The organism is Brevibacterium sp. CT2-23B, from assembly GCF_013168765.1.
Taxonomy (GTDB): domain Bacteria; phylum Actinomycetota; class Actinomycetes; order Actinomycetales; family Brevibacteriaceae; genus Brevibacterium; species Brevibacterium sediminis.
On sequence record NZ_JABBYK010000002.1, the window covers coordinates 381,117 to 398,855 of the forward strand.

The following is a 17,739-nucleotide window of genomic DNA, read 5'->3' on the forward strand; positions in this document are numbered from 1 at the left end:
CCGGGGAGGGGCTCAGAGCACGCGGATGAACTGAGCACCCTGCTGGGTCATCCAGTCCACGCTGCGGTAGCTGGTGTTCACTCGAGTGTTGCCAGCGTCGTACATCATGCCGTCACCGGCGTAGATGCCGACGTGGCCCGGTGACCAGATGATATCTCCGGCCTTCGCCTCGGAAGCCGAGACGATCTGCCCGGCGCCCTTCTGCGCATCGGACGTGCGCGGCAGGTTCACGCCCACCTTGCCGTAGACGAATGAGGTGTAGCCGGAGCAGTCCCAGCCGCTGGTCGAAGTCCCGCCCAGCACGTACGGCGTGCCGACGTACTGCTTCGCGATGGCGATGACCTGCTCGGCCTTCGACCCGTCCGGGACCTTGACGTCGCCGGAGCCCGAGTCCGCGCCGTCGTCCTTGCTTTTGTCTTCGCCCGAATCGGCCGGACCCTCATCGCTGGTGCCGGCGGAGTCATCGTCCGAGGACTCGCTCGGCTCATCTTCGGGCTCCTCAGCGGGAGCCGGCTCGGCGACGGTCGTCTCCGGCTCTTCCTTCGGCTCGGGCTTCGGCTTCGGTTTGGGCTTTGGCTTGGGCGCGGCCTCGGCGGTGACGACGTCCGTGTCGACGGTGACTTCAGCTTCCTGATCACCCTTCTTCGACGCGCCGCCGGCATCGATGGTCGGTGTCTGGTTCTTGAACTCGACCGGCGCCTGCTTCTCGGACTCGGCTGCGACCTTCGCCTCGTCGTCGGCTCCCTGCCCGGCGGCGGGGAGGACTGCTGCGGTGAGCAGTCCGCCGCTGGCGGCGACGACTGCGGCACGGCGGCCGAATGCGCCGGAGTTCGCTGCGAGCAGTTCGCTCAGCTCGGTCAGTGGTGTCTTGGCCTTGGCGTTCGCGGCGCGGCGGCCGTGCTGCTTAGATGCCACGATTTCCTCTCGTTGCCTGTCTGAGTGTGACGATGTCCTCCACTGTAACGAATTCGTGATCTTCTGTCACGTTTTTGTTACAAAAGGATTCTCGGGCAGGTCCGAGGGCATAATCCCAGGTCACAGGGGCAGTGCGGACAAGAATGGCTGGTGGCGGGCTGTGGTTCCGCCTGATTGCGACTGTGATTCAGCGCTCAGTCTCAGTCTTGAATAACGTTTCGTGACATTCGCGAGCCGCGATTCCTGGGTCGATCCGCGGCGTTATTCGCGGCCAAACCACCGTGGATCGACCCAAGAATGCCGTCGACGTTTTATCGCGCGCGGACGCGGTGGCGCGCACGTGCGGTGATGACTGAGCGTCAGGAGCCGGTTTCGACGGGTCGGTCGGGATCGGATGACCAACCGGACCAGCTCGCGGGGTAGAGGCTGGCCTCGACGCCCAGAGTCGCCAGCGCCAGAGCGTTGTGGCAGGCGGTGACTCCCGAACCGCAGTACACGCCGACGGGACCATCGAGGGCACCCAGTTCATCGAAGCGTTCGCGCAGCAGCGCCTCGGGCAGGAACGTCCCCGCAGGAACGTTGTCCGTGGCCGGGGCGCTCTTCGCCCCGGGAATGTGACCGGCCTGCGGATCGAGCGGTTCGGTCTCTCCGCGGAAGCGCTCACCGGCGCGAGCATCGAGCAGGACTCCATCGAAACCGGCTGCCGCTTCGGCGTCGATGACGGGCAGTCGACCCGGGCTGATCTCCACGGCACTCGGTGTGACCTCGAGGGAGTCGCCGGTCTCGAGCGTCCCTCCGGCGTCACGGAACGCGGCGAGTCCGCCGTCGAGGACCCGCGCGCTCAGCCCGGCCCAGCGCAGCAACCACCAGGCCCGGGCCGCGCCGAGGGAGGAGTTGTCGTCATAGACCACGACCTCGGTGTCTTCGTCGATTCCCCAGGAGCGAACCGTCTCTTGGAAGGCTTCGGGGTTCGGCAACGGGTGGCGACCGGCCGTCGGATCGGTGGTGCCGTGGTCGGCGAGCTCCGTGTCGAGATCGACATAGACAGCGCCCGGGATGTGTCCGGCGGCGAAGTCCTCACGGCCATCGGGCTTCGGCAGGGTCCAGCGGACGTCGAGCAGCCTCGGCGCTGGGGAGTCGGCCATTCGGATGAGCAGTTCATCGGCGCTGATGAGAACGTCGGAGCGGGACAATTCGATCTCCTTCACGGGCAGATATCTTCACGGGCAGGTTGAAGGGGTCACACGGGTTGGGTGAGCAGCACGACGTGCTTGTCGCCGAGCCGGGTGAATACGAGCGTGGCTTTGTCTCCCTTGGGCAGTTTGAGTTGGCGTCGGACCTGGTCGGGCACGATGTCGGCACCGCGTTTCTTGATCACGACCGAGCCGATTCCGCGGGAGACGAGCTCCTTGCGCAGGCTCGGGACCTTCGCGGGCAGAACGTCGACGACTTCGTAGGAGGTGACGCCTGCGGCGGCCGGGCCGCTCGGTTCGACGTCGGTGGTCAGATACGCGATCTTCGGGTGGAGTCGGCGCGTCTGCAGCGGTGCACACAATGCGGCGACGAGTCCGGCGCGCACGATCGCCCCGTCGGGTTCGAGCAGATATTTCCCGAGCTCCCCGATGCCTGACTCGTCCTCAAGAGGGAGATCGTGTTCATGGACGAGGAGGGTGCGTTCGCCCATGACGAGGGCTCCGCGGCCGCGGCGCTGCCTGGCCGCACCGAAGTAGAGGCAGACCTCGACGACCTCGCCGTTATGGGAGACCCACTGGGCTTCGGCATCCTCGGGGACGAGGTCGTGGTCGAGTGCCGGGCCGAGCTTCACTCCGGCCGCCTTCGCCGTACTCGCCTTCTCGATCACCCATGACAGAGAAGGGGAGAAGGCCTCGGGGTCGGTGATGCGGGAAGTCGATCCGCGTTTGTCGGCCTTGCCGATGGTCCGCCGGGCCGGATCGAACCAGAGGGCATCGAATCCATCCAGGTCGACATCCTCGGCGCGAGTATGTTCGACGGCCGCATCGGGCAGGTGGCGGAGGTTGAAGGCGGCGATGGCAGCGGTGACCTCGTCGGCATCGACAGCCGAGACCTGCGCGCCCATTCCGGCGAAGGCGACCGAGTCCGCGCCGATCCCGCATCCGAGATCGGCGATGCGGAAGGACTCACCCTCGGCCACGTCGCCGATGAGGCGACGCGCATGATGAGCGGCGACCGGCAGCCGCGTGGCCTGGGCCAGTCCGTCGCGAGTGAAGAGCATGTCCTCCGCGAAAGGTCCGAGCTTCGCTGCCGCCTCCTGACGCAGCCGCGCCTGAGTGAGCAGGGCCGCAGTTACCTCGGAGGAGTAGCCCTCCTTGCGCAGGGCCGTGGACCGGGCGAGCTCATCGCCCTCGAGGTCGTCGATGCGGTCGAGACGTTCGAGGACGGCGACGTCGAGCAGTTCGGTCAGTGTCTGCGGATCCATAGGCTTCACCCTATCGTCTGCGCGGTGGGGTCATTCCCCGCGGCGAGGCGGACCGGCCGAACCGCCGGGCCGCCGAGGTGATTGTGCGAGCCGACCGTTGCGGTAAGTTGTTGGCTGTGACGTTATTGACCGCCCGCGATATCCGCGAATTAGCCGCTGACATCGGTCTGCGCCCGACGAAGCAGAAGGGCCAGAACTTCGTCATCGACCCCAACACCGTGCGCTCGATCGTCACCGCCGCAGGGCTCGATGAGAACTCGAACGTCGTCGAGATCGGTCCGGGACTCGGTTCGCTCACCCTCGGCCTGCTCGAAGCCGGTCACAGGGTCACCGCGGTCGAGATCGACGAACTGCTCGCACAGAAGCTGCCGAGCACCGTCGACAGGTTCGCCGGCAGTGACGCACCGTTCCAGCTGGTCAACGCCGACGCCCTGCGCGTCACGACGCTGCCCACGCCGCAGCACACCACCAAAGCCGCGACCGACACGCCTGACGCCGATGCCGAGAACCAGCCCGATGCGCTCGTGGCGAACCTGCCCTACAACGTGGCCGTGCCCGTGCTGCTGCACTTCCTCGAGACCTTCCCGAGCCTGACAACCGTCCTCGTCATGGTCCAGCTCGAAGTCGCCGAACGGCTCGCCGCCGCCCCCGGCTCCCGCACCTACGGAGTCCCCAGCGTCAAAGCCCAGTGGTACGGGGACGTGCAGCTGGCGGGCAAGATCGGCAAGAACGTGTTCTGGCCGGCCCCGAACATCGACTCCGGACTCGTCCGCATCGACGTCACCCGCACCGACCGCGACCCGGCCGTGCGCAGCCGCCTCTTCACCCTCATCGACGCCGCTTTCGCCCAGCGCCGCAAGACCCTGCGCGCAGCCCTGTCCGGATGGGCCGGCAGCCCCCAGCAGTCCGAAGACCTGCTGACGGCCGCCGGAATCGACCCGAAGACCCGCGGCGAGGCCCTCACCGTCGCCGACTTCCAACGCCTCGCCGCCGTTGCCGTCGACGACGGTGGCGCCTCCAACGGAGATGCCGCTGCACCGGCCCCGCCCGCCGAGGATCCCTCACCATGACCGTCCCGCTGCATCCGCGCATGACGATCCCGGCCCCGGTGAAAGTGCAGGCGCCGGGGAAGATCAACATCCACCTCGGTGTGGGTGCGGCGAACAACGGGTATCACGAACTCGCGACCGTATTCCAAGCGCTCAACCTCGGCGAGACCCTCACTCTCATTCCGGGCGGAACACGAACGATCATCGTCCAGGGCCGCTACGCGGATGCCGAGGTCCCACGCGATGAATCGAACTTCGCCAGACGCGCCGTCGACCTCCTCATCGCCGCGCTCGAGGGCGACCGGGATGTCGATGTGCTGCGCGACCTCGACATCGTCATCGATAAACAGGTGCCCGTGGCCGGCGGAATGGGCGGGGGATCGGCCGACGCGGCCGCCGCGCTCGTCGGAGCCGCTCACCTCGTCGGCGGAGTCGATGAGGCGATCCTCCACCAATGCGCGGTCGCCGTCGGGGCCGACGTCGCTTTCCTCCTGCGCGGAGGCACGGCCATCGGCCACGGTCGCGGGGAGAAGCTCAGCCCCGTGCTCACCCGCGGAACCTTCCACTGGGTGATGGCCACCTCGGCGTCGCCCCTGCCCACCCCGGACGTCTACGCCCGCTTCGACGAACTCAACCCCGACCCGGCACCCGCGACCGTCCCCGATCAGGTGCTCACGGCGCTCGCCGCCGGCGAACCGGACTCGCTCGCGGAATTCGCGGCGAACGATCTCACCGAGGCGGCCGTGTCCTTCATGCCCGAAATCGCCGAGGTGATGGAGGCCGGCCGGGACGCCGGCGCCGTCCTGCCCCTGCTCAGCGGGTCGGGCCCGACGATCGGCTTCCTCGCCCGCGACGCCCACCACGCCCTCGACCTCGCCGTGCTCCTGCAGGCCACGAGAGGCGTCAACGAAGCGCTGCGCACCACCGGGCCCGCCCCCGGAGCGCGTATCGTGGACGAAGGCTGACCGTGGGGGAGGAGAACCGCACCCCCGCCGAGGCGGCCGACAGTCCGAAATCGGGCCCGGAGAACCGCGGCAACCTCCATGAGACGCTGCGGGACCAGGTCGGACAGGACATCGTCTCCGGGCGACTGGCCGCCGGGACGATCATCAAGGCCGAGGATCTGCGTGCACGCTACGATGTGTCGCTGTCGGTCGTGCGCGAGGTCGTCCGAGTCCTCGAATCATTGGGCATGCTGCAGCCGATCCGTCGGGTCGGCCTCGTCGTGCTCGCGATGAGCGAATGGATGCTGCTCGACCCGCTCGTCATCCGCTGGAGGATGACCGAGGCGCCGGCGCGGCAGCTGCGGTCGCTGACGGAACTGCGAGTGGCCATCGAACCCGAAGCGGCCGGACTGGCCGCACAGTATGCCCCTGCAGAAGCCGCCGAGGAGATCATGGGTCTGGCCGCTCGGATGCGAGCCTCGGGCAGGCAGGGCGATGTCGAGGCGTTCCTCGAAGCCGATGTGGAATTCCACCGGGCAGTGCTCGGCGCCGGAGGCAACGAGCTCTTCGCCGCCTTCGACACCGTCATCGGCGAGATCCTCGCCGGCCGCACCGGAGCGGGACTGATGCCGAAGTTCCCGCACCCGGATGCCCTGCAATGGCACTTCGACGTCGCCGATGCCATCGGCGGGCAGGACCCGGCCCGGGCGAAGGACGCGATGGCGAAGATCGTGGCCAAAGCCGATGCGGAGATGGGCAGCGTCTGGGCCGACGAACCCCGGCACCCCAGCAATTGACGAAGGTGCCGAGGCGCCCGGGCATCTGAGCACCCAAGCGCCCGGGCGGCTGAGCACCGGCTTCAGAACAGGCTGACGACTCCGTAGAGGGCGAGGCTGAGCAGGAATCCGACTGTGCCGAGCAGCGTCTCGGCGACGGTCCAGGTCTTCAGCGTCGTCTTCGTATCCATGCCGAAGAAGCGGGACACCAGCCAGAAGCCGGAGTCGTTGACGTGGCTGGCGAAGACCGAACCGGCGGCCAGCGACAGCACGATCGCCACGACCTGCAGGCTCGAGAAGTCCGGATTGCCGACGACGATCGGCTGGACCAGCGCCGCCGCGGTCGTCAGCGCCACCGTGGCCGAACCCTGTGCGATGCGCACGATCGCGGCGATGACGAAGCCGGCGACGATGACGGGCAGGCCGAGAGCAGCCAGCGAATCGGCCAGGGAATCGCCGATGCCGCTGGCACGCAGCACTCCGCCGAACATGCCGCCGGCACCGGTGATGAGGATGATCGAGCACACCGGGCCGAGCGCGGAGTCGACGACGGTCTCGATGAGCGACTGATCCTTCTTCTGCTTCCAGCCGAGCAGCCACATGGCGATGACGACGGTGATGAGCAGGGCGATCGGGGTCTCTCCGAGCAGTCGCAGGGAGCTGATGCCCACCGATTCGATATCGACCCAGCCTGCTTCACCGGCGAAGTTCAGCCCGGTGTTGAGGAAGATGAGCACGAGAGGCAGGACGAGGAGGAAGATGACGTGGCCGAGCTTCGGGCGCGAGGCGAAATCTTTGAAGTTGTCGTCCTTCCCGGCCGAAAGGACCGTCGGGACCGGGACGTCGATGCGTTTGCCGATGATGAGCCCGAACAGATACCCGGTGAGGTACCAGGAGGGGATGGCGATGATGATTCCGCAGATGAGGACGAGGCCGACGTTCGCGCCGAGCAGTCCGGAGGCTGCGACAGGGCCGGGGTGCGGGGGTACGAAGATGTGCATGGCGGAGAATGCCATGGCCGCAGGCATCGCGTAGAGCAGCAGAGACCCGCCGAGGCGGCGCGCGATCGTGAAGATGATCGGCAGCATGACGACGAGGCCGGCGTCGAAGAAGATCGGGAAGCCGAAGAGCAGCGAGGTCACGCCGAGGGCGAAGGGTGCGCGCTTCTCACCGAAGAGGCGGATGAGGGCGTCGGTGAGCACCTCGGCGCCGCCGGAGAGTTCGAGCATCCGCCCGAGCATCGCACCGAGTCCGACGAGCAGAGCCACACTGGCCAGGGTGGATCCGAAGCCGTCGTAGAGGACGTCGATGAGGTCGCCGGGCATGATGCCGGCGGCCAGTGCTGTGATCACTGAGACGATGACGAGGGCGATGAAGGCGTGGACGCGTGCCTTGATGATGAGCAGGAGCAGCACGGCGATCGCCGCGGCTGCGATTCCCAGCAGGGCCGGAGTCGGCAGGGTCCAGGCCAATTCGAGTTCGGTCATTGTTCCTCTTCCTTGAGGTCAGATGGATGGGCGGACGGTGGACGGGACGATCATGCGTTCAGCCGCTTCACGGATTCGAGGATCGCATTCAGAACCTCGGGAATCGACCGGTCGACGTCGACGGTGGCGTGAGCTTCCTCGGCAGCGAGCGGTTCGAGGGTGGCCAGCTGCGAATCGAGTAGATCGGGAGACATGAACTCGTGGTCGCGGCGGGCCAGATGGTCGGCGATGACCTCGCGAGGACCGTCGAGGTGGATGAAGACGAGTGAGGGTGCCGACCTGCGCAGCAGGTCACGGTAGGTGCGCTTGAGCGCGGAGCACGCGATGACCGGGGCCGGGGTGCGGGCGGCCTCGACGGCGACGCTGTTGAGCCAGGGGGAGCGATCCTCATCCGTGAGCGGCACCCCGGAACTCATCTTCGCTTTGTTCGCCGCGGAGTGCAGATCGTCGGCGTCGACGAATCGACGGTCGAGGGCGTGCGCCACCTGCGCGCCGAGGACGGTTTTGCCGGTTCCCGAGACGCCCATGATGACGAGCGGTGGAAGGAAAGGGCTGTGACCCATAACCGAAACCTCTCGATAAAATATGAAGAAATATCTATAATCAGTTATTAAAACAGATTTATTGCACCGTAGTGCTGGTGGGAAGCGACTGTCAACACTGCTGATCACAGGGAAGAAGGATGCTCATGAAGGCCGATGTCGCGGTGATCGGAACCGGCGTGATGGGGTCGAATCTCGCCCGCAACCTCGCCCGTGAGTCGGGCCGCCGAGTGGCCGTCTACGACCGCGACGTCGAGCGCGCCCAGAACCTGGCGCAGGACTTCCCCGAGGCGGACTTCCTCGTCGCCACCGACCCGACCGACCTGGCCGGGAAGCTCAACGAACCACGAGTGGCGATCCTCATGGTCAATGCCGGAGGCGCCACGGATGCGGCGATCGGCGATCTCGCCGAGGCGTTTGCCCCCGGAGACATCATCGTCGACGGCGGCAACTCCCACTTCCGGGACACGATCGCCCGCGGGACCCGACTCGATGGCACCGGCATCGAGTTCGCCGGGGTCGGCATCTCCGGGGGAGAGGTCGGCGCCCTGCTCGGACCCTCCCTCATGGTCGGCGGATCGGAGACCGCATGGCAGCGCCTGCGTCCGCTGCTCGACCCCATCGCGGCAAGGGCAGGAGACGAGGCCTGCGTCGATCACATCGGCACCGACGGGGCCGGGCACTTCGTCAAGATGGTCCACAACGGCATCGAGTACGCCGATATGCAGCTCATCAGCGAGGCCTTCACCTTCCTGCGTGACGGCCTGGGCATGACACCGCCCGAGATCGCCGAGGTCTTCGCCGACTGGAACACCGGAGAGCTCGAGTCCTACCTCATCGAGATCACCGCCGACGTCCTCGCCCATGTCGATGAGGCGACGGGCCGGCCGTTCGTCGACATTGTCGCCGACGCCGCGAAGGCCAAGGGCACGGGTGCGTGGACGGCGCAGGTCGGACTCGATCTCGGGGTTCCGGTGCCCACCATCGCCGAGGCGGTCTTCTCCCGTTCGCTGTCATCCGCGGTCGATCTGCGCGCTCAGGGACTCCGCTTGGCCGGTCCCCGTCCCGTCGCTGAATCGTCGTCGTTGTCTCCGGACGAGCGTGCGGCTCGCATCGAGGAGATCGGCAAGGCCCTGCTGCTGGGCAAGGTGATGGCCTATGTCCAGGGCTTCCACGAGATCGCGGTAGGGGCAGCCGAACAAGGATGGGACATCGACCTCGGGGCGCTCGCCGGAATCTGGCGGGCCGGGTGCATCATCAGGGCCCGCCTGCTCGATCGAATCGTCGAGGCCTTCGACGTACCGACTCCGCCCGAGAACCTGCTCGCCGCCGACTTCGTCCGGGAAGTCGCCGACCGCTGCCAGGAATCCCTGCGGACGACCGTGGTCGAGGCCATCGGTCACGGAATCGCCGTGCCTGGACTGTCCTCGACGCTGGCCTACTTCGACGGACTGCGCACCGAGGCGGGCAGTGCCGCCCTCATCCAAGCCCAACGCGATCGCTTCGGTTCGCACACCTACGCACGCACCGACCGTCCCGGAATCTTCCATACCCTGTGGTCGGGGGATCGGGGCGAAGTCGAAGTCTGATCGTCGGGCCGCCTCGGTGATGGTCGACCGGAACGACGGGGCCGCCTCGGTGCGGGGTGAAACTGACGTTCGGCCGCCTCGGCGAGGGTCGCTGCGGTCTCACTGATCGACTCCGGTGGCCCGGATGGCGGACTGTCGATATGTTAGAGCCATGACTTTGCCACACGAAGATGTTGACCCGGACGGACTGCTCGAATACTCGGTGGTCTTCACCGACCGATCACTCAACCACATGTCGCAGCGGTTCGTGTCCGTGATGCAGGAGATCAACCGGATCCTGCGCTCGGCCTACGATGCCGATTCCGCTGCCATCGTCCCCGGCGGCGGCAGCTACGCCATGGAATCCGTTGCCCGTCAGGTCGCCACCGGCAAGAAGGCGCTGATCGTGCGCAACGGTCTGTTCTCCTTCCGCTGGTCGCAGATCCTCGACGCCGGAGCCATCGCCTCGGAGACGACCGTGCTCAAGGCCTCCGCGGACAGTGCCGAGCACCAGTCGCCGTGGTCGCCGGCCCCCGTCGCCGAGGTGGTCGCCGCCATCGAGCGCGAGAAGCCCGCTGTCGTGTTCGCTCCCCACGTCGAGACCGCCTCGGGGATGCTCCTGCCCGATGACTACGTTCGCCAGGTTGCCGAGGCTGTGCACTCGGTCGGCGGAATCTTCGTTCTCGACTGCATCGCCTCGGGCGCGGTGTGGGCGTCGATGACCGACCTCGGGGTCGACGTGCTCATCTCCGCTCCGCAGAAGGGCTGGAGCGGATCGCCGTGCGCCGGCTACGTCATGCTCAGCAAGGCCGGCCGTGCCGCCGTGGAGGCGTCCACCTCGACGAGCTTCGCGATGGATCTGAAGAAGTGGCTGTTCATCGCCGACGAATACGAAGCCGGCCGTGCGCCCTACCATGCGACGATGCCCACCGATGCTTTGGCGCACAATGCCAAGCTCATGGTCGAAAGCGAGGAGCGCGGCTTCGATAAGCTCGCCGCCGCGCAGGCCGAACTCGGACAGCGCGTGCGCGCGGTCTTCGCCGAACGCGGACTGCCCTCGGTGGCTTCGGACGAGTTCGCCTCGCCGAGCGTGGTCGTCGTCCACACCGACAATCCGAAGCTCGCGACCGGTGCCAGCTTCAAGGAAGTCGGTGTGCAGATCGCTGCCGGAGTGCCGCTGCAGTGCGATGAGCCCGAGGACTTCTCGAGCTTCCGCATCGGCCTGTTCGGTCTCGACAAGCTCGGCGACATCGACGGCACCATCGCGCGCCTCGAGGCCGCTCTCGACTCGATCGGCGTGACCGCAGAAGCCTGAGCACACACGCGCCGTAACCGGCACTGCCTACAGGCAGAACGCCGGGAAGCATCACGCACCGCCAATGCCACTGCCTACCGGTAGTCGCAGCACATACAGTCAGCGCCATAACCTCCCGTTGCAACGAGGGGTTATGGCGCTGACTGTATGTGGTGGCCCTGACAGTGAGGGGTGCTCGGCACCCTCATTTGCCTAGCGGTGAGCGATTCTCCCGAGCCTCAGGCAGTGTCTCCGAGGGCCACGACGTTGTCGGCGAGCCGTTCGTTGCTGCCGTACATGAAGTGGTTGGCCATGTTCTCGGAGAAGCGGCTCGCATCGGTGGTCAGTCCGACCGCCTCGGCGACCTCGCGGATGTGCATCGGGGTCGCGCCGCAGCACACTCCGATGTAGTTGACGCCCAGGTCATAGGCTTCCTTGGCGAACGCGCCGATCTCGTAGCGGTTGGTCTGCAGGGGATCGAGAGCGGTGGGGAACGTGCGTCCGTGCGGGGAGGCCACCTCGGCGCGGGGGTCGGAGAGGTTGAAGAACGTCGGCTCGTCCTCCGTGGTGCGGTAGGGGATCGGCAGGGCGCCGACGTGACAGGACACGGCCGCGCGGATCTCCCCCAGCCACGGCAACATGGTCGCGGGACCGCGGAAGCAGTTGAGGCCGACGACGTCGACGCCGAGCTGTTCGAGCCGCTGCGCGGTCTCGACGATCCCGACCCCGTCGGCCATCTCCTGGAAGGCCATCGGGGCGAGCGTGAGGACGACGGGCAGTCCGCTGGCCTTGGCGATCTCGGCGGCGGCGATGGCCTCACCAGCGAAGTAGAAGGTCTCGCCGATGATGAGGTCGGCACCTTCCTCGACCGCCCAGGCGACCATTTCGGCGAACATGGCCCGCACCTCGGACTGCTTGGACTCGTCGGCGGGGTCCCAGATGTTCGAGTTCGAAATGTTGCCGGCCATGAAGTTCCCGGGCTTGGCGTCGGCTACCGACCGGGCGATCTGGAGGGCGGCGCGGTTGAGCGGTTCGAGCAGATCTTCCTTGCCGATCACGCGCATCTTCTCGCGGTGCCCGTTGTAGGTGAAGGCCTCGACGATGTCGGAGCCGGCCCGCTGGAAGTCGACGTGGAGGGAGCGCAGGGCGTCGGGGAACTCGAGGGCCACCTCGGGGACGAACTCGCCGGCAGACAGATATCCGCGCTTCTCGAGCTCGAACAGGAAGCCTTCCGCGCAGATCACGGGGCCGGCATCGAGGCGTTGGGTCAGGGCGTTGGTCGCGGTCATGGATGCTCTCCGATTCGATGATGTGGCCGAGCCCGGGCAAACGGCCCGAACATTGTTATCACACCATCAATCGGCGCAGTGAGGTCTGTCACATCGACATAATTCGACGCTGAAGGCCATGGAAGGATACGAACCTCGCCGAGGCGGCCCGACCGAAAGCCTGCAACGCTGGGCTCCGGTGGGGTCCCCACAAAGATCAGCGACCGCCGAGGCGGCCCGATCGTCAGCGGTCCTCGTCGCCGCTGAGATAGACCGGCAGGCGACGGTAGCGCACTGCCCGCTGGGCTGCGCCGGCGGGCACCTCCTGAGTGGGTTCGTAGGTGGCGTTGTTCTGCGGAACCTCATGTGAACCCGGCAGGGGGTACGGCTCGCCGGCAACCGGGGCGGGGGAGGCGAAGGACTGCTGCTGACCGGGCTGCTGTTCGTAGCCGGGGGAGTGCTGGTAGCCGACTCCGGGCATGGGCTGCAACCCGAGACCCTGCCGGTCCGGTCCGTCACCCTCGCTGTACGCGTCCCCGGGGTGATAGGTGTCGCCGAGATAGCCGGCATCTCCACGGTGACCACGATCTCTGCGATTTCGCCCGCTGCGACCACGCTCTCCGCGACCTCGCCCGCTGCGACGGTCGGAGTCCTCCGGCCGGAGGAAGGGGAACGGTTTGAGCAGCAGGCCGGTGACGGTCGAGGACCACCAGCGCAGGGCTCGTTCGAAGGGCGACCAGGCGAGCAAGCCCGTCCAGACGACGGCCAGGGCCACACAGATGAGCAGGACGACGGCGTCGTGGAGGACGTTGCGGCTGTCGTCGAGGACCGGCTGCAGGGCGCGGACGACGAATCCGTGGAGGATGTAGACGGCGAGGCTGTTCTTGCCGATCGTCGCGATCGTGTCCTTCGTATTGCTCAACCAGGACAGAAGGGCCAGCGTCAGCAGCACCGCTCCGATGTCGACGATGAGTCGCAGTCCCACACCTTCGGGAACGCTGACGTCGAAATGGGCGAAGTTGAGGCTGCCGTAGAGCCAGTTGTAGTCGACCTGGTCGAGGAAGAAATATCCGACGGCCGCGAGGGCAGCGGCACTGAGACAGAGTTTCTGCCAGATCGCGAGGCTGCCCGCCCAGTCGATGATCTGCTTGCCGTAGAGCTTGCCGATGACGAAGAACGGCCAGAACGCCATCGTCCGAGCCGCGGAGAGTTCGGTGTCGAGGACCGGCAGCAATCCGCCGAAGAGCCCGACGACCAGAGAAGCGACGAGCATCGTGCGCGGGAATCGCTCGATGAAGGGGACCGTGATCATCCACCACGCCATCGACAGCAGGAACCACGTGTACCAGAACGGTCGGAGGAAGTCGTAGTCGGGATTGAGGCCGAAGAGCCACATCCACCCCCACATGAGCGGCAGCACCGTGGCGAGGAGGACGAAGTAGGTCAGAACCCGTTCGGCCAGCTTGTTCGACTTCGCCGTGATGCCGGCGAGGAAGACGAACGCCGGCATGTGGAACATGTAGATGAAGTACATCGGTGCGCCCAGGATCGGCGACTCCCATGGGGAGGTCCTGGCGAGGAGGTGGCCCAGAACCACCAGGAAGATGAGTATTCCCTTGGCGCGGTCGATGCGATAGTCCCGTGATGACACGCCGATACACTACCGCACCCGGCCGGATATGGGGAAAGTTCAGACCGTCGCCGAGGCGGTCGCCCGGTCGTGTGCGACGGTGCACTCGTGCGTGCGAACGGGGATGGAAACGACTAGCCGCGGGCGGCGCAGTTCACGCATTTGGCCGCGTAGGGGCGGGCCTCCAGCCGAGCCTCGGCGATGGGTCTGCCGCAGTCGATGCAGGTCCCGAACGTGCCCGCGTTCAGGCGGTCGACCGCCTCGGCGATCTCCTCGAGGCGGTTCTCGGACTGTTCGAGCAAGGTCGCGGCCTGCGACCGTTCGAAGGCGAGCGTCGCCCCTTCCGGGTCGTGCTCGTCGTCGCTGTTGTCGCCCTCACGAGCGGCCGAGACCTCATCGATTCCCTGAGTCAGGCGGTCGATGAGCGCCTGCGTCTCCGCTCGTTCCGCCTCGAGCAGGTCTCGCATCGTCGCTTCGTCGACCACTCAGGCCTCGAGAGCTTCGGACGCTTCGAGCCAGCGCAGCTCGAGTTCGTCGAGTTCGTCCTGAGACTCGCGGATCGCAACCGTGAGCTTGGCCAGTCCCTCGAAATCGGTCTGGTCGTGGGCGGCCATCTCCTCGTGCTTCTTCGCGATCTGAGTGTTCAGCTTTTCCATCCGCCGCTCGATCGACGACAGTTCCTTCTTCGCCGCCCGGGCTTCCGCGCCGGACAGCTTCGGAACCGAGGAGGATCCTCCGCTCGCCGAGGCGGCCCCACCGGAACCGGTCCCGTCGTTTCCCGCTGTGGCCCCGTTCGAACCGCCGGAAGCCCTGTTCGAACCTGCAGCGCCGCGACGTTCCTGTTCGGCTCGCAGCCGCAGATACTCTTCGACGCCGCCGGGAACATGGCGCAGACCGTTGTCGAGGATCGCGTACTGCTGATCGGTGACCCGCTCCAACAGGTACCGGTCGTGGGAGACGACGATGAGAGTGCCCGGCCAGGAATCGAGGAGATCCTCCATCGCCGCGAGCATGTCCGAGTCAACGTCGTTCGTCGGCTCGTCGAGGATGATGACATTGGGTTCGGCCATGAGCAGCAGCAGAAGCTGGAGTCGGCGCTTCTGCCCGCCGGAGAGCTCCTTGACCCTGGCGGACAGATGCTCCTTCGCGAAGCCGAGCCGTTCGAGCAGCTGGGCCGGAGTGAAGTCCTTGCCTTCGATGTTGAACGAGGTCTTCGACTCGGCGAGAACCTCGCGCACACGGGATTCGGCGATGCGGGCCAGATCCCTGAACTGCTGATCGAGCACACCGATCTGCACGGTCTTGCCGCGCTTGACCCGACCCGCATCGGGTTCGATCTCACCGGAGACCAGAGCTAAGAGCGTCGACTTCCCGGCACCGTTCGGACCGAGGATCCCGGTGCGCTCACCAGGGCCGATGCGCCACGTGACATCCTCGAGGATCGTGGTCTCGCCGAAGCGCTTGGACACGTCGAGCAGATCGACGACGTCCTTGCCCAGACGGGCCGTGGCCATCTTCTTCAGCTCGATCGGATTGCGCACCTCCGGCACATCGGCGATGAGCTGGTTGGCGGCTTCGATACGGAACTTCGGCTTCGACGTCCGGGCGGGAGCGCCGCGTCGCAGCCACGCGAGTTCCTTGCGCATGAGATTCTGTCGCTTCGCCTCGGTGGCGGCGGCGATCCGATCGCGCTCGACGCGCTGGAGGACATAGGCGGCATAACCGCCTTCGAAAGGCTCGACGATGCGGTCGTGGACCTCCCAGGTCTTCGTGCACACCTCGTCGAGGAACCACCGGTCGTGGGTGACCAGCAGCAGGGCTCCGGAATTCTTCGGCCACCGGCCGCGAATATGCTTCGCCAGCCACGCGATGCCGTCGACATCGAGGTGGTTCGTCGGCTCGTCGAGGATGAGCATGTCCCAATCGCCGATGAGCAGAGCCGCCAGGGCCACTCGACGGCGCTGACCGCCGGAGAGCGAGGAGATCTGCGCATCCCAATCGAGATCGGCGATGAGACCGGAGATGATGTCACGGGCCCGCGGATCGGCGGCCCATTCGTGATCGGCGGCATCGCCGACGACGGAGAAGCCGACGGTCGCCTCGTCATCGAGGTCATCGCGCTGGCCGAGCATGCCCAGACGCAGCCCGCCGCGATACGTCACGCGTCCGGAATCGGGTTCGATGGTGCCTGCGAGCATGCCGAGCAGGCTCGACTTACCGTCGCCGTTGCGGCCGACGATGCCGATCATGTCGCCGGACTCGACGCCGAGAGTGACCGAGTCGAAGACGACTCGCGTGGGGTATTCGAGGTGGAGGGCTTCTGCCCCGAGGAGATGTGCCATAGCAGGCTCTAGCCTAGTTCACCGCGGTTCGCCCGATTGACCGGATGGGCCAGTTCGGCCGGCCGCCGGCCGCATCGTTTGCCGCATCTTTCTGTCTCAAACACAAGGCGTTTTCTGTTCGCATTTCGGACCGATAACCCCACCGCATGACGGATTGTTTCTTTTTCATATCGGTGTCTGCGATTGAGGTGCTAAAGGACCTTTCCAAATGACCTCAGTGCATTAGACTGACCGAAACTCATCAAAATATGACAGTTCGTCCAGTGGTTTCACATTTTCGGTAAGGGCAGACAGGGCCCTCATCCGTGTGCGCTGTCTGTATCAGAAAAGAGAAAACGTGAAGAAGCTCGCTTCAGCGGTGTCGATGATCGCCGCATCTGCCCTGGTCCTCTCGGCTTGCGGCTCAGGTGGAGAATCCGGCTCCGACTACATGGCCTGCATGGTCTCCGACTCCGGCGGTTGGGACGACCAGTCCTTCAACCAGTCCGGCCGCGAGGGCATGGAGAACGCGAAGAAGAACCTCGGCATCGAAGAGAAGCTCGCCGAGTCGCAGGGCGACGCGGACTTCAAGCCGAACGTCGACAACATGGTGCAGCAGGGCTGCAACCTCACCTTCGGTGTCGGATTCCTCCTCGAGGACACGATCCAGGAAGCCGCAGAAGCGAACCCCGACCTCAACTTCGCACTCATCGACTCCACGTTCTCCGACGCCGACGGCAAGCCGGTGACCATCGACAACGCCAAGGCCGTCGTCTTCAACACCGCCGAGGCCGCGTACCTCGCCGGCTATGTTGCGGCCGCGACTTCGAAGTCGGGCAAGGTCGGCACCTTCGGCGGCATCCAGATTCCGTCGGTGACGATCTTCATGGACGGATTCGCCGACGGCGTGGACAAGTTCAATAAGGACAACAAGAAAGACGTCAAGCTGCTCGGCTGGAACAAGAAGAAGCAGGACGGATCGTTCTCCGGTGACTTCGAGAACCAGGGCCAGGGCCAGGAGCTGACCAAGCAGCTCATTTCGCAGGGCGCCGACGTGATCATGCCCGTGGCCGGGCCCGTCGGCCTCGGTGCCGCGGCCGCCGCGAAGGAAGCCGGCGACGTCAACCTCGTGTGGGTCGACTCCGACGGCTACGAGTCGACCGAATACGGCGACATCATCCTCACCTCGGTGGTCAAGCAGATCTCGCAGGCCGTCGAAGACACCATCAAGGAAGGCTCGGAGGACAAGTTCTCGAATGAGCCCTACGTCGGTACGCTCGAGAACGAAGGCGTGGGCCTCGCTCCGTACCACGACTTCGAAGACAAGGTTCCCGAGGACGTGAAGAAGAAGGTCGAGGATCTGAAGAAGCAGATCGTCGATGGCAGCCTGGTCGTCGAGTCTGAGAGCACACCGAAGTAAGCTCGTCGGTTAAACTGCAGGGCCGAGTTCTTTCGGCCCTGCAGTTTTCAAGTTTGTGAGGAGAACC

15 protein-coding genes are annotated in these 17,739 nt (G+C 66.0%); 6 read left to right on the forward strand and 9 right to left on the reverse strand.

Going from position 1 to position 17,739, the window contains the following annotated elements:
- Window positions 1-12: 12 nt before the first annotated feature.
- The 3 genes from HIM68_RS06810 to HIM68_RS06820 form a co-directional block, all read right to left on the reverse strand.
- A complete protein-coding gene (locus HIM68_RS06810; RefSeq protein ID WP_172170858.1) occupies window positions 13-915 on the reverse strand; it encodes a C40 family peptidase in 903 nt (300 codons plus the stop codon).
- Between the two features lie 359 nt (window positions 916-1,274).
- Window positions 1,275-2,108: a sulfurtransferase gene (locus HIM68_RS06815; protein WP_253903792.1), complete on the reverse strand. Its 834-nt coding sequence runs from the start codon at window positions 2,106-2,108 to the stop codon at window positions 1,275-1,277.
- 47 nt (window positions 2,109-2,155) lie between these two features.
- Complete coding sequence (locus tag HIM68_RS06820) at window positions 2,156-3,373, reverse strand: class I SAM-dependent methyltransferase (RefSeq protein ID WP_172170860.1); 1,218 nt, start codon at window positions 3,371-3,373, stop codon at window positions 2,156-2,158.
- Between the two features lie 116 nt (window positions 3,374-3,489).
- Between HIM68_RS06820 and rsmA the strand changes: the two genes are divergently transcribed.
- The 3 genes from rsmA to HIM68_RS06835 are packed head-to-tail and all read left to right on the forward strand — an operon-like array spanning window position 3,490 to window position 6,163.
- Complete coding sequence (rsmA, locus tag HIM68_RS06825; protein WP_172170862.1) at window positions 3,490-4,443, forward strand: 16S rRNA (adenine(1518)-N(6)/adenine(1519)-N(6))-dimethyltransferase RsmA; 954 nt, start codon at window positions 3,490-3,492, stop codon at window positions 4,441-4,443.
- On the forward strand, window positions 4,440-5,387 hold the full coding sequence (locus tag HIM68_RS06830; protein ID WP_253903794.1) for a 4-(cytidine 5'-diphospho)-2-C-methyl-D-erythritol kinase: 948 nt from the start codon (window positions 4,440-4,442) through the stop codon (window positions 5,385-5,387). The genes rsmA and HIM68_RS06830 overlap by 4 nt, the downstream gene beginning before the upstream one ends.
- Window positions 5,388-5,389: 2 nt before the next feature.
- Complete coding sequence (locus HIM68_RS06835; RefSeq protein ID WP_172170864.1) at window positions 5,390-6,163, forward strand: FCD domain-containing protein; 774 nt, start codon at window positions 5,390-5,392, stop codon at window positions 6,161-6,163.
- A gap of 62 nt (window positions 6,164-6,225) precedes the next feature.
- Here HIM68_RS06835 and HIM68_RS06840 read toward each other — a convergent pair whose 3' ends face one another.
- Both HIM68_RS06840 and HIM68_RS06845 read right to left on the reverse strand, forming a co-directional pair.
- Window positions 6,226-7,629: a GntP family permease gene (locus HIM68_RS06840; protein ID WP_139908669.1), complete on the reverse strand. Its 1,404-nt coding sequence runs from the start codon at window positions 7,627-7,629 to the stop codon at window positions 6,226-6,228.
- Window positions 7,630-7,679: 50 nt separating this feature from the next.
- Complete coding sequence (locus HIM68_RS06845) at window positions 7,680-8,192, reverse strand: gluconokinase (protein WP_229664230.1); 513 nt, start codon at window positions 8,190-8,192, stop codon at window positions 7,680-7,682.
- A 125-nt stretch (window positions 8,193-8,317) separates the two neighbouring features.
- Between HIM68_RS06845 and gndA the strand changes: the two genes are divergently transcribed.
- Together gndA and HIM68_RS06855 are read left to right on the forward strand one after the other, a co-directional pair.
- Window positions 8,318-9,760, forward strand: coding sequence for an NADP-dependent phosphogluconate dehydrogenase (gene gndA / locus HIM68_RS06850; RefSeq protein WP_172170866.1), 1,443 nt, complete (start codon window positions 8,318-8,320; stop codon window positions 9,758-9,760).
- Window positions 9,761-9,911: 151 nt separating this feature from the next.
- A complete protein-coding gene (locus HIM68_RS06855; RefSeq protein ID WP_172170868.1) occupies window positions 9,912-11,054 on the forward strand; it encodes an alanine--glyoxylate aminotransferase family protein in 1,143 nt (380 codons plus the stop codon).
- Window positions 11,055-11,272: 218 nt separating this feature from the next.
- Here HIM68_RS06855 and HIM68_RS06860 read toward each other — a convergent pair whose 3' ends face one another.
- The 4 genes from HIM68_RS06860 to HIM68_RS06875 all read right to left on the reverse strand — a co-directional run bounded on the left by HIM68_RS06860 (window position 11,273) and on the right by HIM68_RS06875 (window position 16,273).
- Window positions 11,273-12,322 carry a homocysteine S-methyltransferase family protein gene (locus HIM68_RS06860; protein ID WP_172170870.1) on the reverse strand — a complete coding sequence of 350 codons (1,050 nt, stop codon included), beginning with the start codon at window positions 12,320-12,322 and terminating at the stop codon, window positions 11,273-11,275.
- A gap of 223 nt (window positions 12,323-12,545) precedes the next feature.
- The gene (locus tag HIM68_RS06865) at window positions 12,546-13,952 is read right to left on the reverse strand and encodes an acyltransferase family protein (protein ID WP_172170872.1); all 1,407 of its coding nucleotides are present in this window, start codon (window positions 13,950-13,952) and stop codon (window positions 12,546-12,548) included.
- Window positions 13,953-14,065: 113 nt separating this feature from the next.
- Window positions 14,066-14,416, reverse strand: coding sequence for a TraR/DksA C4-type zinc finger protein (locus HIM68_RS06870; RefSeq protein WP_229664229.1), 351 nt, complete (start codon window positions 14,414-14,416; stop codon window positions 14,066-14,068).
- Complete coding sequence (locus HIM68_RS06875; protein ID WP_172170874.1) at window positions 14,417-16,273, reverse strand: ABC-F family ATP-binding cassette domain-containing protein; 1,857 nt, start codon at window positions 16,271-16,273, stop codon at window positions 14,417-14,419. It lies immediately after the preceding gene.
- A 337-nt stretch (window positions 16,274-16,610) separates the two neighbouring features.
- Between HIM68_RS06875 and HIM68_RS06880 the strand changes: the two genes are divergently transcribed.
- The gene (locus HIM68_RS06880; protein WP_229664228.1) at window positions 16,611-17,672 is read left to right on the forward strand and encodes a BMP family protein; all 1,062 of its coding nucleotides are present in this window, start codon (window positions 16,611-16,613) and stop codon (window positions 17,670-17,672) included.
- Window positions 17,673-17,739 lie beyond the last annotated feature (67 nt).